At 62.7% G+C, this 22184-nt stretch carries 27 protein-coding genes; 11 read left to right on the top strand and 16 right to left on the bottom strand.

Annotation, left to right across the window (positions count from 1 at the left end):
* The first annotated feature begins 182 nt into the window (after positions 1-182).
* Both NUH87_RS04660 and NUH87_RS04655 read left to right on the top strand, forming a co-directional pair.
* On the top strand, positions 183-401 hold the full coding sequence (locus tag NUH87_RS04660) for a hypothetical protein (protein WP_040068412.1): 219 nt from the start codon (positions 183-185) through the stop codon (positions 399-401).
* Positions 402-546: 145 nt separating this feature from the next.
* Positions 547-846 (top strand): putative quinol monooxygenase, encoded by a 300-nt coding sequence (locus NUH87_RS04655; protein WP_040068411.1) that lies wholly within the window; start codon positions 547-549, stop codon positions 844-846.
* 45 nt (positions 847-891) lie between these two features.
* Here the strand turns inward: NUH87_RS04655 and NUH87_RS04650 are convergent, their stop codons facing one another.
* The 10 genes from NUH87_RS04650 to NUH87_RS04605 all read right to left on the bottom strand — a co-directional run bounded on the left by NUH87_RS04650 (position 892) and on the right by NUH87_RS04605 (position 11928).
* Positions 892-1707, bottom strand: a complete 816-nt coding sequence (locus tag NUH87_RS04650; RefSeq protein WP_338524965.1) for a hypothetical protein — start codon at positions 1705-1707, stop codon at positions 892-894.
* Between the two features lie 232 nt (positions 1708-1939).
* Positions 1940-2287, bottom strand: coding sequence for a DUF2493 domain-containing protein (locus NUH87_RS04645; protein WP_338524964.1), 348 nt, complete (start codon positions 2285-2287; stop codon positions 1940-1942).
* The gene (locus tag NUH87_RS04640; protein WP_338524963.1) at positions 2275-4005 is read right to left on the bottom strand and encodes a Na/Pi cotransporter family protein; all 1731 of its coding nucleotides are present in this window, start codon (positions 4003-4005) and stop codon (positions 2275-2277) included. The genes NUH87_RS04645 and NUH87_RS04640 overlap by 13 nt, the downstream gene beginning before the upstream one ends.
* Positions 4006-4029: 24 nt before the next feature.
* Positions 4030-4245, bottom strand: a complete 216-nt coding sequence (locus tag NUH87_RS04635; RefSeq protein ID WP_338524962.1) for a hypothetical protein — start codon at positions 4243-4245, stop codon at positions 4030-4032.
* A 113-nt stretch (positions 4246-4358) separates the two neighbouring features.
* Entirely contained in the window at positions 4359-7070 is a 2712-nt protein-coding gene (gene mgtA / locus NUH87_RS04630) for a magnesium-translocating P-type ATPase (protein WP_338524961.1), read from the bottom strand.
* 286 nt (positions 7071-7356) lie between these two features.
* The gene (locus NUH87_RS04625; RefSeq protein ID WP_338524960.1) at positions 7357-7650 is read right to left on the bottom strand and encodes a hypothetical protein; all 294 of its coding nucleotides are present in this window, start codon (positions 7648-7650) and stop codon (positions 7357-7359) included.
* Between the two features lie 509 nt (positions 7651-8159).
* Positions 8160-9248, bottom strand: a complete 1089-nt coding sequence (modC, locus tag NUH87_RS04620) for a molybdenum ABC transporter ATP-binding protein (RefSeq protein WP_338524959.1) — start codon at positions 9246-9248, stop codon at positions 8160-8162.
* 3 nt (positions 9249-9251) lie between these two features.
* The gene (gene modB / locus NUH87_RS04615) at positions 9252-9932 is read right to left on the bottom strand and encodes a molybdate ABC transporter permease subunit (RefSeq protein ID WP_338524958.1); all 681 of its coding nucleotides are present in this window, start codon (positions 9930-9932) and stop codon (positions 9252-9254) included.
* On the bottom strand, positions 9933-10700 hold the full coding sequence (modA, locus tag NUH87_RS04610; RefSeq protein WP_338524957.1) for a molybdate ABC transporter substrate-binding protein: 768 nt from the start codon (positions 10698-10700) through the stop codon (positions 9933-9935).
* A gap of 163 nt (positions 10701-10863) precedes the next feature.
* Complete coding sequence (locus tag NUH87_RS04605) at positions 10864-11928, bottom strand: nitronate monooxygenase (protein ID WP_338524956.1); 1065 nt, start codon at positions 11926-11928, stop codon at positions 10864-10866.
* Positions 11929-12115: 187 nt separating this feature from the next.
* On the opposite strand from NUH87_RS04605, the gene NUH87_RS04600 reads away from it, so the two are divergent.
* Positions 12116-12574, top strand: coding sequence for a GyrI-like domain-containing protein (locus tag NUH87_RS04600; RefSeq protein ID WP_338524955.1), 459 nt, complete (start codon positions 12116-12118; stop codon positions 12572-12574).
* Positions 12575-12626: 52 nt separating this feature from the next.
* Here the strand turns inward: NUH87_RS04600 and alkB are convergent, their stop codons facing one another.
* Genes alkB through NUH87_RS04585 form a run of 3 tightly spaced genes read right to left on the bottom strand, consistent with a single transcriptional unit; the run spans position 12627 to position 13826 of the window.
* Positions 12627-13283 carry a DNA oxidative demethylase AlkB gene (gene alkB, locus NUH87_RS04595; RefSeq protein WP_338524954.1) on the bottom strand — a complete coding sequence of 219 codons (657 nt, stop codon included), beginning with the start codon at positions 13281-13283 and terminating at the stop codon, positions 12627-12629.
* A gap of 21 nt (positions 13284-13304) precedes the next feature.
* Positions 13305-13481, bottom strand: a complete 177-nt coding sequence (locus NUH87_RS04590) for a hypothetical protein (protein ID WP_167337445.1) — start codon at positions 13479-13481, stop codon at positions 13305-13307.
* A 39-nt stretch (positions 13482-13520) separates the two neighbouring features.
* Complete coding sequence (locus NUH87_RS04585) at positions 13521-13826, bottom strand: DUF1883 domain-containing protein (protein WP_040068390.1); 306 nt, start codon at positions 13824-13826, stop codon at positions 13521-13523.
* Positions 13827-14034: 208 nt separating this feature from the next.
* On the opposite strand from NUH87_RS04585, the gene NUH87_RS04580 reads away from it, so the two are divergent.
* Positions 14035-14397 (top strand): hypothetical protein, encoded by a 363-nt coding sequence (locus NUH87_RS04580; RefSeq protein WP_338524953.1) that lies wholly within the window; start codon positions 14035-14037, stop codon positions 14395-14397.
* A gap of 20 nt (positions 14398-14417) precedes the next feature.
* Here the strand turns inward: NUH87_RS04580 and NUH87_RS04575 are convergent, their stop codons facing one another.
* Together NUH87_RS04575 and NUH87_RS04570 are read right to left on the bottom strand one after the other, a co-directional pair.
* On the bottom strand, positions 14418-14699 hold the full coding sequence (locus NUH87_RS04575; protein ID WP_040068385.1) for a hypothetical protein: 282 nt from the start codon (positions 14697-14699) through the stop codon (positions 14418-14420).
* 8 nt (positions 14700-14707) lie between these two features.
* Positions 14708-14893, bottom strand: a complete 186-nt coding sequence (locus tag NUH87_RS04570; protein WP_040068382.1) for a hypothetical protein — start codon at positions 14891-14893, stop codon at positions 14708-14710.
* Between the two features lie 278 nt (positions 14894-15171).
* Between NUH87_RS04570 and galU the strand changes: the two genes are divergently transcribed.
* The 7 genes from galU (at position 15172) to NUH87_RS04535 (ending at position 21580) form a co-directional block, all read left to right on the top strand.
* Positions 15172-16011 carry a UTP--glucose-1-phosphate uridylyltransferase GalU gene (gene galU, locus NUH87_RS04565; RefSeq protein ID WP_040068380.1) on the top strand — a complete coding sequence of 280 codons (840 nt, stop codon included), beginning with the start codon at positions 15172-15174 and terminating at the stop codon, positions 16009-16011.
* Between the two features lie 171 nt (positions 16012-16182).
* Positions 16183-17541, top strand: coding sequence for a glutathione-disulfide reductase (gene gorA / locus NUH87_RS04560; protein ID WP_338524952.1), 1359 nt, complete (start codon positions 16183-16185; stop codon positions 17539-17541).
* A gap of 3 nt (positions 17542-17544) precedes the next feature.
* Positions 17545-18312, top strand: a complete 768-nt coding sequence (locus NUH87_RS04555; RefSeq protein ID WP_338524951.1) for a helix-turn-helix transcriptional regulator — start codon at positions 17545-17547, stop codon at positions 18310-18312.
* A 392-nt stretch (positions 18313-18704) separates the two neighbouring features.
* On the top strand, positions 18705-19625 hold the full coding sequence (locus tag NUH87_RS04550; protein WP_338524950.1) for a DMT family transporter: 921 nt from the start codon (positions 18705-18707) through the stop codon (positions 19623-19625).
* Positions 19626-19875: 250 nt separating this feature from the next.
* The gene (locus tag NUH87_RS04545) at positions 19876-20049 is read left to right on the top strand and encodes a DUF1427 family protein (protein WP_084615061.1); all 174 of its coding nucleotides are present in this window, start codon (positions 19876-19878) and stop codon (positions 20047-20049) included.
* A 36-nt stretch (positions 20050-20085) separates the two neighbouring features.
* Positions 20086-21045 (top strand): zinc-binding alcohol dehydrogenase family protein, encoded by a 960-nt coding sequence (locus tag NUH87_RS04540; RefSeq protein WP_338524949.1) that lies wholly within the window; start codon positions 20086-20088, stop codon positions 21043-21045.
* A gap of 76 nt (positions 21046-21121) precedes the next feature.
* Complete coding sequence (locus NUH87_RS04535) at positions 21122-21580, top strand: DUF2214 family protein (RefSeq protein ID WP_338524948.1); 459 nt, start codon at positions 21122-21124, stop codon at positions 21578-21580.
* 29 nt (positions 21581-21609) lie between these two features.
* Here the strand turns inward: NUH87_RS04535 and NUH87_RS04530 are convergent, their stop codons facing one another.
* Complete coding sequence (locus NUH87_RS04530; RefSeq protein ID WP_040068369.1) at positions 21610-22155, bottom strand: DUF4946 domain-containing protein; 546 nt, start codon at positions 22153-22155, stop codon at positions 21610-21612.
* Positions 22156-22184 lie beyond the last annotated feature (29 nt).

The following is a 22184-nucleotide window of genomic DNA, read 5'->3' as shown; positions in this document are numbered from 1 at the left end:
CACTGTCGACCCCTGTCCCAGGGCAAGGCCCGCATGCTAGCACGGGCTTTTCGATTAATCGTTCAGCGCCGGCAAGCCGTTTGTGCCAGGTGAAAGGGGGGCGAGGGGCGGCAGGCTGTACCGGCATTGCCTACACTTGAATTGACAGCCCGGACGGTCCGGGCTGCTGATGCGAGGTGCGTATGGATACTCAACCTGCTTCCCCGTTCACGGCGTTTGCGCAACAGCGCGTCCAGGCCATGCCCTGGCGCAAGGTGCCGATCCCGGATGAGGACGAAGATCCGCCCAGTGAGAGCACGGACGACGAAACCGATCACGAGGCGCCGCCGCAAACCTGGAAACACCCCGATGATGGCAAGACCCTCTCGGAGCAGGACGAGGAGCTGCCGCTCAAACCCTGAAACCCGCGGCCCGGCGCGGAGCCGGGTCGCGCTGTGTGTGCGCCGCTGATACGCCGACAGTGCGAATGCGATCCTCGAACTTGAAGGTGGCGGGGCAAGGACTCATGATCGCTGACGACTTCATCTCCCTTTTCCAGGAAATACCATGAACCATGAAATTCGTGTTGTGGCCATTCTGCATGCCAAACCGGGCAAGGCAGCGGAGTTGGAAGCCCATCTCAGGGCCTGCGTGGTGCCGTCCCGTGCCGAAGCCGGCTGCCGCGAGTATGTCCTGCATGTCGATGAGGCCGATCCCGAGCGTTTCGTGTTCGTCGAGCGCTGGATCGACCATGCCGCCATCGAGCATCACCGCAATACCGGGCACTACCGGGCGATGGGCGCGGCGATCGGCGATTTGCTGAGTGAGCGCCAGGTCCTGCTGCTGGATGAAGTGCCAGGGCAGTAACGAGGCTGAACCTGGCGAGTGAGTGCCAGGTTCGTGGCCGGTTGCCTAGAAGCGCACAGTCGCGCCGGTGGTGAACCAGCGGTCCCGGTCGCCGTTCAGGTGCTGGCCGAGCACCAGGTCGATGTCGAGTTTCTCCCCGATATGCAGGCGCGGTCCGGCCTGCCATCCCTGGTCGCCACTTTGTTGGCCGAAGCGCTCGGCCACCAGGGTCAGCGACTTCAGCACATCGTATTCCACGGCGGTGCCCCAGGTCAGGCCCTCGCTCGGCTTGCCGTCGTTATAGGCGTGGTACCAACCGGTACTGAGCGTCATGCGCAAGGCTTCGAAGGGTTTGTAGGTCAGTGGCACGGCGATATCGGCGCCGTCGAAGGCGTGTCGGCGATCCGTGGCGACGTGCGCCTGGCTCAGCACAGCGGCTTCGAGTCCGAGGTCCTCGCGGCTGAGAATCGAGACCTTGAGGTGCGGACTCAGCAGGGTGGTGTGTTCACCGTCGTCGCGGCTGCGGTTGATGTCGGCGCCGAGTTGCACGGCGGGCAGGCCGGTGGGTGTGCAGTCCGCCGAGAGCACGGTGTCGCCGCTGGCGGCGTCGTTTCGACCGCTCTTGTACCAGGTGTCGATATTGCACTGGCCAGGATCGTTGATCCCGCCATCATCGACGACGTACGAGCCACCGGCTGCATGGGCCTTGGAGTAGAGGGACAACAGCAGGAAGGTGGCGAAGGCGGCACCGACAAAGACCACCGTGCGCTGCAGGGAGCGGCGCCGGGAGGGCGGCAGGTGCTTAAGCAGGGAGCTGGAAACCGTCGGCGTTGGCCGGGCGGTGGTGGTATGACGGGTGTGGCGAGAAGTGGATTTTTTCATGGCAGGTCTCGGTGATCAGGTGTTCACGCGAGCGCGCGTCGGGTGCGCGTCGTCGCGAAACGGACAAAGGTGGATGGGTGTCGTTGTAGGGGGCGTTACAACTGGGGTCTTCATTCATGCTTGATGCTCCTTCGGGGTGAACGGTCAGTTGACCGCGTGCAGGCAATGGCCTGGCCTTTACCGGAATGAAAGGCCGGGCAGGGGTGTTGCTTGAAAAAGGGTGAACAGGTGTTCAGTCCTCCAGGGAGAGGACTTCGATCTCCAGGGCCCTGGCCTGGGCCACCAGGTCTTCGGTGTCGCTGCCGCCCGGAAAGGCAATCACCAGCTCAGGTTCGCTGTCCATCAGCATGAACTGGTTGCGCCGGCGTTCGGCCTGCTTGCCGTAGAGCTGCCAATTGGACGGATAGCGCACCAGGTGCGTGCCGTTTTCCCGGGCCCAATCCTCGATTTCGCTGCCCAGGAACTGGTTGCCGCCGTGGATCAGCACACTGATCTTGCGGGTCTGGTGATAGGCCTCCAGCACCTTGCGGCACATGGCAGCGTTCAAGTAGTAGCGCCCGGCGCAGATCAGGACGCGCATGGGTAGTTGTCCTTGTCGATCAGGTTGTCGTCGTTGAGCTCAAAGGCGTGCACGGGCCCTGGCGCCGGTTCACTCGCGCCCGGCGACTGGGCTTCCAGGGCGCGTTCTCCCGACCGTTCGAGGACCGGATAGGCCAGCGCCGCGATGTGGTGGTGCACGCGCCGGTAATCGCGCAACACCCGTTGGAAAATATCCCCCGATTCGGCCCAGGTGCTCTTGTCGGCGCTGAGTTTGCGAAAGTGTTCGCGGCTGGCACCGGCTTCCAGGCGGCGAATCACTTCCTTGCGCTCCACCAGCCGATGCGCGGTGGCGATGTCTTCACGCAGGAACACGGTGACTGCCAGGCTCAGGCTTTCGCGCAGTTCCTCGTGCAGCGGATGGATGTGCCCCAGCTCGAACCCCGAGAAGCTTTCGCCACGGCGCCGACGGCGCGCCGCCAACTGGGCGAGGTTGGTGGAGAGAATGTCGCCGGCATGCTCCAGGTTGATCACGAACATCAGGATTTCCTGGGCGCGGTCGGCATCCTCGTCGCTCAGGCCGTCCTGGCCGATATCCGCGAGGTAGGCCCGGATCGCCGCGCTGAGCAGGTCCAGGGACTGGTCGAGCTGGCGGATAGCCTCGGCCGAGACTTCGCCGGGTTTCTGGAACAGCTGCAGCACCCGCTCGAGCATGACCGAGAGCATGTCGGCGATGCGCAGGGCTTCGCGCACGGCGTTCGACAGACCGATATTGGCCACTTCCAGTCCGGCCTCGTCGAGGTACTGCGGCATGCCCGGGTCGGCGGCCTGTTCCGGCGTCGGCAGCAGGCGTGTCAGACCCTTGGCGAGCTCGTCCACCAGGCCGATAAAGCCCAGGGCCAGGAGCAGGTTGAAGGCGATATGCAGGTAGACCACCCGATGCGCCGGGGTGACGGCGGCCTCGGCCAGGCTCTTGCCCAACAGGTCGGCGAACGGCAGCACCAGCAGCGTGCCGAACAGCCGTACCAGCAGGTTGCCCAGGGGCAGGCGCCGGGCGACCGGAGTGGCGGCATTCATCAGCGAGGGCAGGGCGCCGCCGATATTGACCCCGAGCACCAGCGCCAGGGTGGTGACCGGCGACAGGGTACCGGTGCCGGCCAGGGAGGCGATCAGCAGGATCACCGCGACGCTGGAGTGGCAGATCCAGGTCAGCAACACCGCCACCAGCAGGGCGATCAGCAGATCGCCGTCCAGGCCTTGCATGACTACATGGAACAGCGGTGTGCTTTCCAGCTGTTCGAGGGCGGCACTCAGCAGACTCAGCGCGAGCAGCATCAGGCCCAGGCCGATCAGGGCGCAGCCGACGCTTTCATAGCGCGAGTCGTCGCGCAGGCGGAACACCACGAAGCCCGCCAGCAGCACCAGGGGGATGGCGATCGAGGTGTCGAAGCTGAGCAGTTGCACCACCAGGGTCGAGCCGATATTGGCCCCCAGCATCACCGCCAGCGCCGGGGCGAGGCTGAGGGTGCCGGCAGCGGTGAAGGAGGTGGCCATGAGGCTCACCGCGGTACTGCTTTGCAGCACGCTGGTGATGCCGATGCCGCAGAGCAGGGCCTTCCAGCGTTTATCGAGATTGCGGCCCAGGCCATTGCGCAGCTGGGTGCCGAAGCCGCGCAGCAGTGCCGTTGAAATCATGTGGGTGCCCCACAGCAGCAGGGCAATGGCGCCGGCGAGGTGGATCAACAGAGCGGTTCCAGACATGAGGATTCTCCACGTACTGGTTTTTTACTTTCTGGGTGGGCGCAACAACCTCACCGAGACACGACTCATGGTGCTGGAGAACGCCAGCAGGTAGCGCATTTCGATGGCGGTCAGCGTCCGGCGAACATAGAGCTTCACGGTGACCCGCCTGACCACTTTTGCCGCCTTGGTCAGGAACAGGACCGACAGCGCCCGATAGCTGTAGTCGAGAACGGTGAGGAACTGGGAGAGTGGTTCCATGGTGGGCTCCGGGGAATGGCCGGTTTTGTCGGGTGCGATGTTGCGAGCGGCGCGAACCCTGTAGGAGCCAGCAAGCCGGCTCCTACAGGTTCGGTTTCATCCTTGGAAGCGCGTTAGAACCACTGCTTGAAGCGGCGGATGTAGAAGGTCTTCATGCCCTGGGCCACCACGCAGTAGGCCAGCAGGGTGCCAACCAGCCATGGGAAGTACGCCATCGGCAGGGGGACCAGGCCGACCAGCGTGCCCAGTTGCGAGAACGGCAGGTAGATGCCGATGGACACCGCCAGGCAGGTCATGAGGATGATCGGCAACGACGCGGTGCTCTGGAAGAACGGGATCTTCTGGGTCCGCAGCATATGCACCACCAGCGTCTGCGACAGCAGGCCCTCGACGAACCAGCCGGATTGGAACAGTGCCTGGGCTTCCACGCTGTTGGCGGCGAACACGTACCACATCAGGGCAAAGGTGGTCATGTCGAAGATCGACGAGGTCGGCCCGATCCACAGCATGAAGCGCCCGATGTTCTTCGCATCCCACTTGCGCGGCTTGCGCAGGAATTCCTTGTCCATCTTGTCCCACGGCAGGGCCAGCTGGGAGATGTCGTAGATCAGGTTCTGCAGCAGCAGGTGGATCGACAGCATCGGCAGGAACGGAATGAACGCGCTGGCCACCAGCACCGAGAACACGTTGCCGAAGTTGGAGCTGGCGGTCATGTTCAGGTACTTCATGATATTGCCGAAGGTTTCGCGGCCCTTGAGCACGCCTTCTTCCAGCACCATCAGGCTCTTTTCCAGGAGGATGATGTCGGCCGATTCCTTGGCGATGTCCGTGCCGCTGTCCACCGAGATGCCGACGTCGGCGTCCCGCAGGGCCGGGGCGTCGTTGATGCCGTCGCCGAGGAAGCCCACGGTGTGGCCGTTGGATTGCAGGGCCTTGAGCACCCGGGATTTCTGCAGCGGGGTCAGCTTGGCGAAGACCGTGCGCTCCTCGACCCGCCGCTTGAGGGTCGCCTCGTCCATGTGCTCGATGTCCTGGCCCAGCAGCGGCAGGCCCGGCTCCAGGCCGACTTCACGGCAGATCTTGCAGGTGACCACGGCGTTGTCGCCGGTCAGCACCTTGACCGTGACGCCGATGTCGCGCAGGGCGGCAATCGCCGGTCCCGCGGTTTCCTTCGGCGGATCGAGGAAGGTCAGGAAGCCACGGATGACCAGGCCGCGCTCGTCGGCGGTCTTGTATTGCTCCTTGGCCTGCGCCTTGGGAATGTCGCGGGTCGCCAGCAGCAGGACGCGGAAACCGTCCTCGTTGTAGTCGTTGGCCAGGGCCAGCAAGGTCTTGCGGCGTTGCTCGTCCAGGGCCACGACCGCGTTGCCTTCCATGACGTGGCTGGAGATGGCGAGCATTTCCTCGACCGCGCCCTTGCAGACCAGCAGGTGGTCGTTGCGGCTGTCCTTGACGATGATCGACAGGCGCCGGCGGACGAAGTCGAAGGGCAGTTCATCGACCTTGCTGTAGGCGAACGGTTCCTGGAACTTGGGATTCTCCCGGGAGAATTGCAGGACCGCCTGGTCCATCAGGTTCTTCATGCCGCTCTGGTGAAAGCTGTTGAGCCAGGCCAGCCCCAGCACCGCTTCATCGCGCTGGCCCGCGGCGTCGACGTGGTGTTCGAGGATGATCTTGTCCTGGGTCAGGGTGCCGGTCTTGTCGGTGCACAGCACGTCCATGGAGCCGAAGTTCTGGATCGCGTTCAGGCGCTTGACCACCACCTTGCGCCGGGCCATGGCCATGGCGCCCTTGGCGAGGTTGGCGCTGACGATCATCGGCAGCATTTCTGGGGTCAGGCCCACCGCCACCGCCAGGGCGAAGAGCAGTGCATCGCTCCAGTCGCCTTTGGAGAAACCGTTGAGCAGGAACACCACCGGCACCATCACCAGCATGAAGCGGATCAGCAGCCAGCTGACGCTGTTCACCCCACGGTCGAAGGCGGTCTGTACCCGCGAACCGACTATCGCCTTGGCCAGCGAACCGAAGTAGGTGCGCGCCCCGGTGGCGACCACCACGGCCTTGGCGGTGCCGCTGACCACGTTGGTGCCCATGAAGCAGATGTTCTGCAGGTCCAGCAGGTTGCTCTGGTCGGTGCCGGTGGTGGCGGATTTTGCCGCGACATCGCCGAGGGTGTCGTACTTTTCCACCGGCAAGGCTTCGCCGGTCAGCACCGCCTGGCTGATGAACAGGTCGCGGGATTCGATCAGGCGGATATCCGCCGGAATCATGTCGCCGGCCGACAGGTGCACGATATCGCCGGCCACCAGTTCGCGCATCGGCACTTCACGCAGCACCGGCTTGTTGCCCATCTGCTCGCGCCGCAGCACGGTGGCGGTGGTGCGGACCATGGCCTTGAGGGCTTCGGCGGACTTGGCCGAGCGGTGTTCCTGCCAGAAGCGCAGGGTGCTGCTCAGGGTCACCATGGTCATGATGATGATGACCTTGGTCAGGTCGCCTTCTTCGCCGGCGCGCTCGGCCAGCCAGAAGTCGGTGAAGAAGCTGATGCCGGCGAGGATCAGCAGCACGTAGATGAAGGGGTTGTTCAGCGCCTGGAGGAATTGGATGAGGGCGTGCGGCGGCTTGTCGTGGGCGACCTCGTTGAAGCCTTCGCGTTGCAGGCGGCCGGCGGCGTCCAGTTCGGTCAGGCCGTCACGGCTGGCCTTGACGTTGCTCAATGTGGTGGCGAGGGTGTGTTGGGATTCACGGGCAGCGCGCATCGACAGCTTGGTGTCGTCCTTGGCGCGGTTTCCGGTGGGTCGGATAGGGTCTTTGACTGCGTTCATAACTATGCCTCTGTCACCTCTGTGTGACCGGGCATATAGACGATTCACCTATTCAACAGGCGAACGAATACAGGCCGAGTCACGCGGATGCGATGAATTCGAATTAGGGGGCGTATAGAGGTTTAACGTTCGCTGCCCGTCCACGAAATAATGACGGACAGCGAACCGCCTACTGGCTTCGTCCATAATGAAGTGCTCGACTGTTAATAATTAAAGACATGACAATGCCGTGCACTTCGAAGTTCGAAATGCTGTTGCGGTAGTTGTCATTGTCAGCGCAAGGCAATTAAGCGGCGCGGGCCTCGACAGACAGGTTCGGGATCAGGCCGGCGCGCTGGGACAGCTGCGCAAGCCCCATACTCTGCGGGTCCTGGCTGTCATCGAAATTCCAGCGTTGTTGCAGCTGGCCGGTGGTCGGGCAGATACGCCAGGCGACGCAGGCGCGTGCCGAAGCCTTGTAGGAAGGGGTCGCGAACAGCGCGTTGCCACGCGGGGCTTTCACCGACTCGCGGGACAGCTTGACGCGCATGTTCGAAGCAAAGGCGCGAACGCCTGGCATTACAGCGGATTTGAAAGTCATAACACACCTCGCGACCGGACTGGCGCCGGCAGAGGCGAGTTACGGAAGGAGCATCAAGCCCTGGCGCAGCTCACCCGACCTGTACGTCGAGTCCCGTCATTTTCTGGGTTAAGCGCCCGGTGAACCGCATTCGCGGGAACCGGACAGCGTCTAGATACTGTGTCCATTGGGTTCTTTTGTGAGTTGAAAAAAGGCCTGAGCAGCAGGCCCGGGAAATTTACTCAGGCTCCGGCGTCAAGTCAACCTCAAATGTGCGTTTTGATGGAATTAAGTTGAATGAATGCTGAAGCGCAACTTTATTATCTGATTGTTGGGTGAGTCACAGCGTAAATGTAACGGCTTATATATCCGCCTCTATGCTTAACCGACTCTTTGAAGAAGAACTCCGGTTTTGCGAACGTCACGAAACCAAATGTAGGAGCCAGCTTGCTGGAGATGAGAACCGAAAGTCTTGCCGCGACTATCCGGCCGCCATCGCCAGCAAGCTGGCTCCTACAGGGGCGGGGGGCTCAGGCCAGCACCGCCACCGCCTTGATCTGCGCCCAGAGGCTCTGCCCCGGTGCCAACTTGAGCTGGTCACGGGAGTAACGGGTGATCCGTGCCAGCAACGGCGTGCCCGCGGCCTCCAGCCGGACCAGCACGTGGGCGCTGTTGTCGGCGGGGATTTCACCGGTGATCGTCACCGGCAACAGATTGAGGATGCTGCTGTGTTCGCCCGGTTGCCGACTGAGGCTGACGTCCCGGGCCTGGATCTTGAAGCGCAGGTGCTTGCCCGGCGCCAGCGGTTCGTGAGCCACCCGCATGCTCAGCTGGCTGCCGGGCAATTGCAGGGTCAGCAACTGATACTGGGGGTCGTAGCCGCTGACCGTGCCCTGGATCACCACGCCGGCGTCATCGCCCAGGGCCATGGGCAGGTCGAGGCGTGCCAGGGTTTCGCCGATCGGGCCGCTGGCCAGGGCCTTGCCCGCGCCGAGCAGGACGATATGGTCGGCCAGGCGCGCCACTTCGTCCTGGGCGTGACTGACGTAGAGCACCGGGATTTCCAGTTCGTCATGCAGGCGTTCCAGATACGGCAGGATCTCGCTCTTGCGCTGGCTGTCGAGCGCCGCCAGCGGTTCGTCCATCAGCAGCAACTGCGGGCTGGTGAGCAGCGCCCGGGCAATGCCGACGCGCTGGCGCTCGCCGCCGGACAGGTGCTGTGGGTGACGGTCGAGCAAATGACCGATGCCCAGCAGCCCGGTGGCATGGGCCATGTCGACCCGGCGTTGTTCGCGAGGAATGCGGCGTAGTCCGAATTCCAGGTTGGCGCGTACCGACAGGTGGGCGAACAGGCTGGCTTCCTGGAACACATAACCCAGGGCGCGCTTGTGCGGCGGGACGAACAGTTGGCGGCTGCTGTCCTGCCACACCTGGTCGTTGATCCGGATCAAGGCCTCGGGGGCCTTTTCCAGGCCGGCAATGCAGCGCAGGCAGGTGGTCTTGCCCGAACCCGAGTGCCCGTACAGGGCGGTAACGCCACGACCGGGCAGTTGCAGGTCGAGGTCCAGGGCGAAGTCCGGATAGTTCAGCCGCAGGCGGACCTGTATCGAAGCAGCCATGGCTCAACTCCAGCTCATTCTGGTCTTGCGGCTCGAGTACAGCGCCAGCAACACGAGGAAGGAAAACACCAGCATGGCGCCGGCCAGCCAATGGGCCTGCAGATATTCCAGGGCCTCGACGTGGTCGTAGATCTGCACCGAGACCACCCGGGTCTTTTCCGGAATATTGCCGCCGATCATCAGCACCACGCCGAATTCGCCGACGGTATGGGCGAAGCCGAGGATCGCGGCGGTGATAAAGCCCGGTCGCGCCAGGGGCAGGACCACGCTGAAGAAAGTGTCCCAGGGGTTGGCGCGCAAGGTTGCCGCCACCTCCAACGGGCGAGTGCCGATGGCACTGAAAGCGTTTTGCAACGGTTGCACCACGAAGGGCATCGAGTAGATGACCGAGCCGATCACCAACCCGGTGAAACTGAAGGTGAGGGTGCCCAGCCCGATGGACTGGGTGAACTGGCCGATAAAACCGTTGGGGCCGAAGGCGATCAGCAAGTAGAAGCCGATCACCGTCGGTGGCAGCACCAGCGGCAGCGCCACCACGGCCCCGACCGGCCCGCGCAGCCAGGAGCGGGTGCGGGCCAGCCAGAGCGCAATCGGAGTGCCGATCACCAGCAGGATCACGGTGACCAGGGACGCCAGTTTCAGGGTCAGCCAGATGGCGGCGAGGTCGGCACTCGAGAGCGGCATTTAGATCTGGTAGCCGTAGGACTTGATGATGGCGGCGGCTTTCGGTCCCTTGAGGTAGTCCACCAGGGCCTTGGCGGCGACGTTGTCCTTGCCTTTGTTGAGGATCACCGCGTCCTGCTTGATGGTGTCATGCATATCGGCCGGGACGATCCACGCCGAGCCGCTGGTGACCTTGCCGTCCTTGTAGATCTGCGACAGGGCGACAAACCCCAGCTCGGCATTGCCGGTGGAGATGAACTGGTAGGCCTGGGTGATGTTCTGGCCGGTGACCAGCTTGTCCTTGACCTTGTCGGTCAGGCCCAGCTTGCCCAGTACCTGGGTGGCGGCCAGGCCGTAGGGCGCGGCCTTGGGATCGGCGATGGACAGGTGCTGGTACTGGTTGTCCTTGAGCACCTTGCCATGGGCGTCGACATAACCGTCCTTGGCCGACCACAGGGCCAGGGTGCCGACGGCATAGGTGAAGCGCGAGCCGGGAACGATATCGCCTTCTTTTTCCAGTTTGGCGGGAGTGCTGTCGTCGGCGGCGAGGAACACCTCGAATGGCGCGCCGTTCTTGATCTGGGTGTAGAACTGGCCGGTGGCGCCGTAGGCCGCGACCAGCTTGTGGCCGGTGTCTTTTTCGAAATCGGCGGCGATGGCCTGGATCGGGGCGGTGAAGTTGGCCGCGACGGCCACCTGGACTTCAGCGGCCTGGACCGAACCGAAAGCAAGAACGCCGAGCAGCGCGGCCAGGCAAGTCGGGGCAAAGCGTGAGGCACGAATGATCATGAAGCGGCTCCGTTCAAACGTTGGGGCAGGCACAGGCGCCGCTTGTTATAAGAAGTGTGCGGCGCTGGGAGAGTGAATCGCTATATATCGGAATATATAGCGATTTCATTCCTGTGGCGAGCGGGCTTGCCGCCTTGAACACGCCGGCTCCTGCAAGGGGGCATCAGCGTCCGGTCAGTTTTGCCAGGGCCTGTTCCGCCAATTGCCGGGTCAATGCCTCGGCCGGCAACTCCACGCCCAGGCGCAACGCCTGGCCTGCCCACAGGTTGCTGAAGTCCGCCTCGCCCTTGGCCCGCAGGGGCATCAGCGCACCACCGGCCAGGGGGAACGCCGGGGCCATGTCGCTGATCGGCCCCAGTTCGCGCATCGCCCGGTTCATGATCCCCCGCGCCGGCCGGCCGGTGAACAGGTTGGTCAGGGCCGTCTGGCTTTCCTTCGCCGTGCGCAGCGCCTGGTGATGGGACGCCGACACCTTGGCCTCCGGGGTGAACAGGTAGGCCGTCCCCAGCTGTACCGCCGAGGCCCCGAGCATGAAGGCCGCCGCGATACCGCGGCCGTCGCCGATACCGCCGGCGGCAATCACCGGTACTTTCACCGCGTCGACGATCTGCGGCACCAGGGCGAGGGTGCCGACCTGGGTGTTGAGGTCGCTGCTGAGGAAAAGGCCGCGATGGCCGCCGGCTTCGTTGCCCATGGCGATGATCGCGTGGCAGCCGCGCTCTACCAGCCAGCGCGCCTCATCGACGGTGGTGGCGCAACCGACGATGGTCGCTCCGGTAGCTTTCACCCGGCTGAGCAACGCATCGGGCGGCAGGCCGAAATGGAAACTGACGATCTCCGGACGCAGCTCTTCCACCAGTTGGCAGCTGGTTTCATCGAAGGGCGCACGGCTGGACACCGGTGTCGGGGCGTTGAAATCCACGCCCAGCTCACGGTAGTAGGGCGCCAGGCGCTCTTTCCAGCGTTTTTCGCGCTCCGGGTCCGGCGTCGGCGGTTGGTGGCAGAAGAAGTTGATGTTCAACGGCGCCTGGGTCGCGCTGCGAAAGGTCTGCACTTCCTGGCGAATCTGCTCCGGGGTGAGCATCGCGCAGGGCAGGGACGCGAGGCCGCCGGCCCGGGCGACGCCGATCATCATGGCGGACGTGGTGGCACCGGCCAGCGGGGCCTGGATGATCGGTAGCTGGATGCCGAACAGGTCAAGAATACGGGTATCAGGCCAGGTGCTCATGACGACTTTTCTCCGGGGCAGATAAAAGGATAACGACGAGAACTGGGCAAATTTGTATCAGGAATACTGTCCGCAAGGCCAGTCGCGGTCTGTTTGAATGGACAAAAGAGTGATCGTCGGTGACGGCACCGGAGAATCCACTTAAAGTTGTCGCACTTCAAAACCGCCGTTCAGGAGCACGATTCAGATGGATGTGAAACGCGTGGAAGTAGCCGCTTTCCAGGTGTCCGGCCCACAGGTCCGGACCCGTAACCAGGATGAACAGCAACCGCAAACCGCCAGGATCGGCGGGTTGTGGGGCGGTTTTTTCGCCGAGGGGCTGGCCGAACGAATCAGCACCCGGCAGCCGGATTCGCTGGTGTACGGCGTCTACTCCGGTTATGAGTCCGATGCCAGCGGTTATTTCGATGTGACAGCCGCCGTGGCGGTCACGGCGCCCGCACCCGGCCATGAGACGGTGCAGGTGCAGGGTGGTCCCTACCTGGTCTTCGAAGGGCGTGGGGCCATGCCGCAGACGGTGATCGACACCTGGGGCCGGATCTGGTCCTACTTCGAACAGCACCCCGGGCAGCGTCGCTTTGCCACGGATTTCGAAGCCTACACCGGGCCTGACAGCGTTGCGGTGTATATCGGGATCGTCGATTGACTCGGGGGCAGGCCTTTGCCCGCCTGTATCGGGTGGTCGCAGGCGCGGGCGGCTAACCGGCGGTGCGCAAGGTGAAGTTGAGGCGTTCGGCCCCCAGCTGCGGGTGATGGCCTTCCTTTATCGGCAGGACGCCATGAAAGCGCAGGCGGTCGACGCCGCCCCACACCACGATATCGCCGTGAAACAGCGGGATGCGCTGGGTCCTGTCGCTGCGTGCATGGCCGCCAAACAGGAAGATCGCCGGCAGGCCCAGTGATACCGACACCACCGGTGCCGTGAGGTCGCGCTCGTTGCGGTCCTGGTGCAGGGACATCTTCGCCCCCGGCAGGTACCGGTTGATCAGGCAGGCATCGGGGGCGAAGTGTTCAAAGCCCGCCGTCCGTGCCGCCTCCACCGCCAGTTGCCGGAACACCTCGGGCATTGCTGGCCACGGGCGGCCGCTCTGCGGGTCGAGGCGGGTGTAGCGGTAGCCGTCGCGATCGCTGGTCCAGCCCAGCGTGCCACAACTGCTCAGGCTGGCGGACATGGTGAAGCCGCCGGGGGTGACCATCTGCCGAAACGGCGCTTGCACCAGCACTTCGGCCAGGGCCGGCAACAGACGCTCCACCCAGGGCAGGGCGAAGCCGCGCAGCACGCAGGATTGTGCGCCGATGGGGTCAAGGCGTCCGGGTTGTTGCAGGTCCGCGTCGGCAAACAGGTCGAGGGTCATGGCAGGCCGTTTGCGGCGCGCTTACAGCGCCTTGCTGGCTTTCACATCGCTGATGACGTCGGCGCTTTCGCCATGAATGGCTTTCAGCGCGGCCAGGGCTTGCTCGTCGCTGCCGTTTTCCAGTTGGGCGAATTCGAAGCGACGCTCACCGTTGAGCTTGTATTTGATGACGTATTTGGTGGTGGGTTTGGTGTTCACGGCGATTCCTGTAACGGGAAGATGGACAGCGGTGGTCATTCAGCGCAGTTTCGAGCTGGAGCGCCGAATGATGCGAATCGAGTGTGTCAGGTTCGGCTTGCGGGTAACGCTGATGGCGCGCTTGGTCACCACGGTATCGATGGTAATATTCCAGAAGCCGGTGCTCGGGACGGTGATCTTCGCTGGAAAGGTGTCAAACGCGCCACCGTGATAGGTGTGACGACCGCCATTCTTGAAGCTGCGAAAGTTGGCGTCGTTCATGAGGCGGATGTTGCACGTCTGGGAGCAGTCGATCACGACGATGTCGTCTTCGTTGAGGTGCTCGCGCTGGTGGATGAATTTCATGGGCGCCTCCAGAAGGCTTTTTCTACAAAATCAAAAAGATAGCATGTGGCGCAGGGCGTTTTTAGCGCAGTAGCGGATTTATTCGAGCAACCGGCTCCCAGTCTGACGGATTGCGTAGCCTTGTCGCCATAAAAGTTGGATTAAATCCTGGAGCAGGGGAGAAAAATCACCTGGTTGCTGTCCTACCGTCTTTATCGGAGATTTGCTTATGAAGTGGGGTGTGTGGGCGTTGGTGGCTCTGGCCATGAGCGGGTGCGCGAGTGTATCGGACATCGAGCAGTCACCGCCGACGATGAGCGTGATTTCGGGCAAGAAGCCCATGGCTTATGCCCAATGCTTCGATGCACGGCTGACCAAGGATCGCGGCCCTTCGTTGATCGAGCCCTATCACAAGGACGGGGTCAGGGTGGTCGTGCGTGACCGTTTTTCCACCCATCCGTCGGCGGTGCTATTGATTGAAGAGCGCTCCAGCGGCAGCGGCAGCAGCATCAAGGTCTTCGAGAGCATGTCCAACTTCCCGTTGCGTCCCCCGGCCGTGATCAATGCGGCGGAGCACTGCATTTCAGGCTGAGCCGCCTGGCGAGTGCCTGGCTATTTGCACTCGACGTACACCGTGCGGCTTTTGAAATTGCCGACGTCGACGCCCAGGGTCTTGTCGCTTTCCTTGGGCGCGGGTGTGCCATCGGTGCCGACGATGACGTAGCCGGTACCGGCGCAGGAGTCATCGGCTTTCTCGTAGCACTTGGCCCAGGACATGGCTTCGCCCGAGCAGTCGATGGCCAGCCCCTGTTGGCCGTTGGCCAGATAGGTGTTGGACGCCGTTGCGCAGCCGCCAAGGGCCAGCAGCGCAATCAATGCCAGAAGCTTGTTCATGCCGTCGTTCAATCCTTGCTGCCACGGCGCCGAGCGGGGGCGGGGGTATCTTCGAACACCGAGGCCACTTCAATGGCCAAGGCTTCGGTGGGGAACGGACCAGCGACAGGTTCGCCGTCGCCCCCGGTCAGCCACCATTGGCCGTCTTTTGCTTGAGTGATCAGGTAACCGTTCACTTTTTTTGCTGCCGACATCGATCTGTCCCATGGGCTGATGAAAGGTGCCGATGATAGCTCAGATCAAGGCGCAAGCCTTCAATCCGCGGCTGAAGTCGATGCCCGCAGCGCAAACATCGACCATTGATCGGGCCACCGGGCGCCGGATGTCGCAATATTTGACACAATCCCGGAACTATCTGGCCTCAGGTTTCTCTATGTTGGCGTCAGTCTGCTATCAGCGGGGCATTGTAAGGTGGCCGCCGCCTGATTAGACTGCGCCGAAACTCGTACACACCGCCCTTTCAAGGACTTATATGATCAAGAAATGCTTGTTCCCAGCAGCCGGTTACGGTACTCGCTTCCTCCCAGCGACTAAAGCCATGCCCAAGGAAATGCTGCCGGTGGTGAACAAGCCACTGATCCAGTACGGCGTCGAGGAAGCGCTGGACGCCGGCTTGAGCGAGATCTCGATCGTGACCGGTCGCGGCAAGCGCGCGCTGGAAGACCACTTCGACATCAGCTACGAGCTGGAAAACCAGATCAAGGGCACCGACAAGGAAAAATACCTGGTCGGTATCCGCAAACTGCTGGACGAGTGCTCGTTCTCCTACACCCGTCAGACCGAAATGAAAGGCCTGGGTCACGCGATCCTGACCGGCCGTCCGTTGATCGGTGACGAGCCTTTCGCCGTGGTACTGGCGGACGACCTGTGCGTCAACCTCGAAGGCGACGGCGTGCTGACCCAGATGGTCAAGCTGTACAAGCAGTATCGCTGCACCATCGTCGCGATCCAGGAAGTCGATCCGCAGGAAACCAACAAGTACGGCGTGATTGCCGGCGACCTGATCGGTGACGACCTGTACCGCGTACGCAACATGGTCGAGAAGCCGAAGCCGGAAGACGCGCCGTCGAACCTGGCGATCATCGGTCGTTACATCCTGACCCCGGACATCTTCAGCCTGATCGAGCAGACCGAGCCGGGCAAGGGTGGCGAGATCCAGATCACTGACGCCCTGATGAAGCAGGCCCAGGACGGTTGCGTGATCGCCTACAAGTTCAAAGGCAAGCGTTTCGACTGCGGTGGCGCCGAAGGCTACATCGAAGCAACCAACTTCTGCTTTGAACACTTCTACAAGACCGGCAAGGCTTACTGATCAGGTCTGTTTTGCAGGAAAGAAGCCACCCAATCGGGTGGCTTTTTTTATAGGCGCTGATCCACGAATTCGCGCCTACCATTTTTATTTCGTCCACACGCCCCCACATATTTCTGACGCTGACCCAGAAGGCTACAGCGGGTATGCTGTGCGCCTGCCGAGGAGATTGAAATGGCCTACGATTTTGACCTGTTTGTAATTGGTGCCGGTTCCGGCGGTGTGCGTGCGGCGCGGTTTGCCGCGGGGTTTGGCGCCAAGGTGGCGGTGGTCGAAAGCCGCTATCTGGGCGGCACCTGCGTCAACGTCGGTTGTGTGCCGAAAAAGCTGCTGGTGTACGGCGCGCATTTCGCCGAGGACTTCGAACAGGCCCAGGGCTTCGGCTGGTCGCTGGGCGAAGCGGACTTCGACTGGGCGACCCTGATTGCCAACAAGGACCGCGAAATCCAGCGTCTGAACGGCATCTATCGCAGCTTGCTGGTCAACAGCGGCGTGACCCTGATCGAAGGCCACGGCAAGCTGGTGGACCCGCATCAGGTTGAAGTCAATGGCCAACGCTACAGCGCCAAACATATCCTGATCGCCACCGGTGGCTGGCCACAGATTCCGGATATCCCCGGCAGCGAGCACGCCATCGGCTCCAATGAAGCGTTTTTCCTCAAGGAACTGCCCAAGCGCATCCTGGTGGTGGGCGGCGGGTATATCGCCGTCGAGTTCGCCGGGATCTTCCACGGCCTGGGCGCCGACACCCAGTTGCTGTATCGCGGCGAGCTGTTCCTGCGCGGTTTCGACGGTTCGGTCCGCCGTCACCTGCAGGAAGAGCTGACCAAGCGCGGCCTGGGCCTGAACTTCAACGCCGATATCGAGCGGATCGACAAGCAGGCCGATGGCAGCCTCAAGGCCACCCTCAAGGACGGTCGCGAGCTGGAGGCCGATTGCATCTTCTACGCCACCGGCCGGCGTCCGATGCTGGACAACCTGGGCCTGGAAAACACCGGGGTGAAGCTGGACAAGAACGGCTTCATCCAGGTCGACGAGCTGTACCAGACCAGCGAACCGTCGATCCTCGCCCTGGGCGATGTCATCGGCCGTGTGCAATTGACCCCGGTGGCCCTGGCCGAAGGCATGGCGGTGGCCCGTCGGTTGTTCAAGCCCGAGCAGTATCGTCCGGTGGACTACGCGATGATCCCGACGGCGGTGTTCAGCCTGCCCAATATCGGTACCGTGGGCCTGAGCGAAGAGCAGGCGCGGGAGCAGGGCTACGACGTGCAGATCTTCGAAAGCCGGTTCCGGCCGATGAAGTTGACCCTGACCGAGTGCCAGGAGCGGACCCTGATGAAGCTGGTGGTGGACGCCAAGACCGACAAGGTGCTGGGTTGCCACATGGTCGGGCCGGAGGCCGGGGAAATCGTCCAGGGGTTGGCGATCGCCCTGAAGGCCGGCGCCACCAAGCAGCATTTCGACGAAACCATCGGCGTGCACCCGACGGCGGCGGAAGAGTTCGTCACCATGCGTACACCGGTGGCCGGCTGAACCATGGCCCTGGCCACACCCCCGGACCTGAGCGACACCGACAGGCCCGTACAGCCGCTGGCGCGGACCTATCCGCGGGGCTTGTTCATCGAGCCCCACGCCCATGTCTGGGGCCAATTGCTGTATGCGATGTCGGGGGTGATGTGGGTCGAGACGCCCCACGAAGCCCTGGCGGTGCCGCCGCAGCGCGCGGTGTGGCTGCCGCCTGGCGTCTCCCATGGGATCCGGGTGGTGTCAGACCTGCAGATGCGCAATATCTACCTGCGCCCGGCGTTGGCCGAGACCCTGGAAAGCACGGTCCAGGTGATCGAGGTCGGCGGGCTGCTGCGCGAATTGATCGTGCATCTGGTGGAGCAGGGCGAGGATCCCCGGAGCGACTATTACGAAGCGCTGGTCAACCTGGCGCTGCTGGAGCTCAAGCGGGCGCGGCGGGCGTTTCTGAAGATTCCCATGCCGTCGGCCACTGACCGCCGGCTGATGAACCTGTGCCAGGCGGTCATGAGTGCACCGTCCCTGGACATTTCGTTCGAACAGCACGCGCAATCGGCCGGGGCCAGTGTGCGGACCCTGGCGCGCCTGTTCCAGGGCGAGTTGGGCATGGGTTTCGCCGAATGGCGGCGTCAGGTGCAGCTGGCGACCGCCGTGGCGGAACTGATCCAGGGCGTACCGGTGAGTCGTATCGCCCGGGCGCTGGGCTATTCGCCCAGCAGCTTCAGCGACATGTTCCGGCGCGCCCTGGGGGTTGCGCCGTCCCATTACCCGGCGGGCTAGCGACCGTCGACCGTATCCGTCCGGCCATTACCATCGTCGGCGTCACGATCGGATATCACTCCGACCATGATCTACCTCGAAATCCCACACTCACGCGCCTGCCGACGCAGCGGGCGAGTGAAATCGATCAGTTGCTACCGCATAGGTGACAACCGGTCTAATCGCGCAAGTCGTGATGCCCGAACGCATACCCATTTTCGGCAGCAAGAATCGGGGTGCGAGCACAGTGTGAATATCTTTACCGTAAGGCTCCAAACCTAGAGGGGTCCACCATGGCTTCCGTTTATCTGGCCTTTGCTCCTAACCATTCCAGTCACTTTTTGGATTGCCCGGCATCAGCTGCGCAGTTCTTGAGTCATTTTTTAGTTAACGAACAGCGGTGAAGGTAACCCATGAGATTATCCGATTATGTTCGACTACTTGTTCTGGCGGCGATCTGGGGCGCCAGCTTTCTCTTCATGCGCATCGCGGCTCCTGTTTTGGGCGCATTGCCGACTGCATTTTTTCGCGTAGTGTTGGGCGCCATTGGCTTGGCCGTCATTCTTGCCATTTTGAAAACCAAAGTCGACTTCAAAGGCAAGCTGAAGGAGACCATGGTGTTGGGTGTTATCAATTCTGGCATCCCATTTTTGATGTATAGCGTGGCCGCATTGTTGTTACCTGCCGGTTATTCGGCAATTTTTAATGCGACCACGCCGCTGATGGGGGTGATGATCGGTTGGATGTGTTTCAGCGATTCATTGACACCGAAAAAGGCCGCCGGCGTGTTGATCGGCTTGATGGGCATTACGCTGCTGACCACCACCGGCCCCGTCACACTTTCAATCACCGTGGTCACGGGCGCGTTGGCGTGTTTAGTCGCCACCGGTTGCTACGGCGTAGCAGGATTTCTGACCAAACGATGGGTCGCTGATAAGGGGGGGCTGGACGCGAAACTCGTAGCTTTTGGCAGCCAGATTGGTGCGACGCTGTTTCTCGCGCCGTTCTTCGGAATCTCAGCCGCAGTGAGTCCACCGGCGACTTGGGGTAACTCGACGGTTTGGATCGCACTGGTTGCGGTGGGTTTCATCTGTACCGCGTGTGCGTACATTCTGTATTTCCGCTTGATCGCCGATATTGGGCCGGTGCGTTCGCTGACCGTGACCTTCCTTATCCCTCCCTTCGGCGTGCTGTGGGGTGTGATGTTCCTTGGTGAACATCTTTCGGCCGCACATTTGTACGGCGGCGGGCTTATTTGCTTAGCGGTGTGGTTCGTTCTCAGCAAGAGCAAACCGAAGCAGGAGCCCTCCAGGCAGATCCCAGCCTCGGATTGATCCAACAACTTAAACTGCCCTCAACGATTTCCCATCTGATCGGCTGGTGCCCACTTGGATTTAAGTGCACACCCTGTCCTGGTTTTGCGGAGTCGGGTAGATGACTTGGCCGGACGGATACCATCGACCGGCTGCTCCTACAAGTAAGGAGGGGGAAGCGGGTTGGCCGAAATTCAGAAGCCTTTGACCGACGCCCCTGCTTTACCGGCCATAGACTCTGGGCATTCCCTCACCGAGCCTGGAGTTCGTCATGAGCTATCTTATTTCTCTCGCCATTGGCATCGCCGTCGGCCTGCTTTACGGCGGGCTCGACTTCCGTTCCCCGGCACCGCCCGCCGTGGCCCTGGTTGGCCTTCTGGGTATGCAACTGGGGGAAAAGGCCTGGCCCCTGGGCAAGCAATTGGTCGCCGGCTGGCTGTCCTGAATCCACTGTTTTTTTCTCTGACTGGATGCATACCTTATGAAAGCCCTGCAATTTTCGAAAACCGGCGACCTCTCGGCCCTGCAACTGGTCGACGTGCCCACGCCTGTACCGGCTGCCGGAGAAGTTCTGGTGCAGATCAAGGCGGCCGGCCTGAACCCCAGCGATGTGAAAAACGTGCTGGGTCGTTTCTCCTACACCACGCTGCCACGGATTCCCGGCCGGGATTTCGCCGGTGTGGTGATCGAAGGGCCGCAAGCGCTGCTCGGCCAGGAAGTCTGGGGCACCGGCAAGGAGCTGGGCTTCACCGGTGACGGTTCCCATGCCCAATACCTGACCCTGCCCGCCAGCGGCGTGGCGATCAAGCCGACTCACCTGAGCTTCGCCCAGGCCGCCAGCCTCGGTGTGCCGTTCACCACCGCCTGGGACGCCCTTGAGCGCAGCCTGGTGAAGGCCGACACGCGCCTGCTGGTGATCGGTGCCAACGGTGCCGTCGGCAGCGCCGCACTGGCCCTGGCGAAGATCCGTGGGGCGCGGGTGCTGGGCGCGGTGCGGCGTGCGGAGCAGGTCAAGGCGCTGGAGGACAAGGGGATTGCCGCGATCCAGCTGGACAAGCCGGAGGACCTGGCGGCCTCGGTCAACCAGGTCTTCCCGGGCGGTGCCGACGTGATCTTCGACACCACCGGTTTCTGGCTGCCGGCGGCCGTGCCAGCCCTGGCGCCCTTCGGCCGGATCGCGATCATCGCCGCGCCGGCGGACGGTCACGTGCAGTTGCCGGCCCTGGCCCTGTATCGCAAGGGTGGTTCGGTGGTCGGGATCAACTCGTTGCTCTACGGCACCGAGGCCTGTGCGCGGATGCTCGATCAGTTCGGGCGCTTCTTTGACGAGGGCTTGCTGGAGCTGCCGATGGGGCTGCTGGAGTCGCCGCTGTCCGAGGGCCTGGCGCGCTATGCCGAGGTCAACCAGGGGGGCAGCGACAAGGTGATCCTGCTGCCCTGAGCAGGGACGCTGGCGGACCGGGCAAAAGCGTGCGGGCTGAGCTACAACTGTCTTGCCCATTCAAGGAGACAATCCGATGCTCGCACACTGGTCCCTGGCAGCACTTCACCTTCTGGCCTTCGGTATCGCCCTGGCGGCGGTATTCGGACGAGGCGGGGCGTTGCGCCGCCTCGCCGGCACAAGCCCGGCCGAGCTGCGGCAGGTGTTCATCTGGGACAATCTGTGGGGCATCAGCGCCGCCATCCTGTTGATCAGCGGTGCCCTGCGGGCTTTCGGCGGTTTCGAGAAGGGCACGGATTACTACCTGCACCAGCCGCTGTTCCACCTCAAGTTGACCCTGTTCGTGATTATCCTGCTGCTGGAACTGGCGCCGATGATCAGCTTGATCAAATGGCGTATCGCGCTGAAGAAAGGGGCGCCCATCGACATCGGCCGAGCCCGGCTGTTCGCCCGGATCAGCCATATCGAAGCGCTGTTGATCATGCTGATCGTGATTGCCGCCAGCGGCATGGCCCGGGGATTCCTGGCCGGGTAGGGCATACGCCAGCCCGGCAGGAGCCGCTATCAGGGCTGCAGGCGCAGGCTCGCCCTGATGCCGTTGACCACCGGTTCCACACTCTTGTAGCCGTCCGCGGAGCCTGCATAGGCCAAGGAATAGGCCTTGCCATCGCGGGTCGCGGCCACCAGGGTCTGGGTCATCACGTGACCGCCGTTCTGGGTGATGGTGCAGGTGGTTTCCACTGCGGGCATGCCGCCCAGGGTGCTGTCGTGAATACGGTTGCACACGCTCATGAACCCGCGCTCGACAAAATTCTTCTGCACCGCCTTGCGCATCTCCAGTAAAACGCCGGGGAGGTTGACTTCATGACCGGGGTTGAGCGCCGACTCGGTCAATTCCATGACCATCAGCGGGTCGCCGTTGGGATCATTCTTCACCGCGCGCTGGCGCAGGCCGCTGATGACTTCGCCCGCTGCGTTTTGGGCCGGGGGCAGGGTCTGCACCTCCCAGTCGCCGGGCCAGGTGATGATCAGGTCGTCAGCCAGGGCCGCCGGGCTGCCCAGCAGTAGAAGAAGGGTGGTGAAACAGGCACGACATTGCACGGAGGTCATGGGAAAGCACTGATCGAAAGGCTGGATTT

The sequence above is a fragment of the Pseudomonas batumici genome (assembly GCF_036585405.1).
Taxonomy (GTDB): domain Bacteria; phylum Pseudomonadota; class Gammaproteobacteria; order Pseudomonadales; family Pseudomonadaceae; genus Aquipseudomonas; species Aquipseudomonas batumici.
Note: the sequence above shows the minus strand (reverse complement) of the source record. Positions and strands in the feature narration are given on the sequence as shown.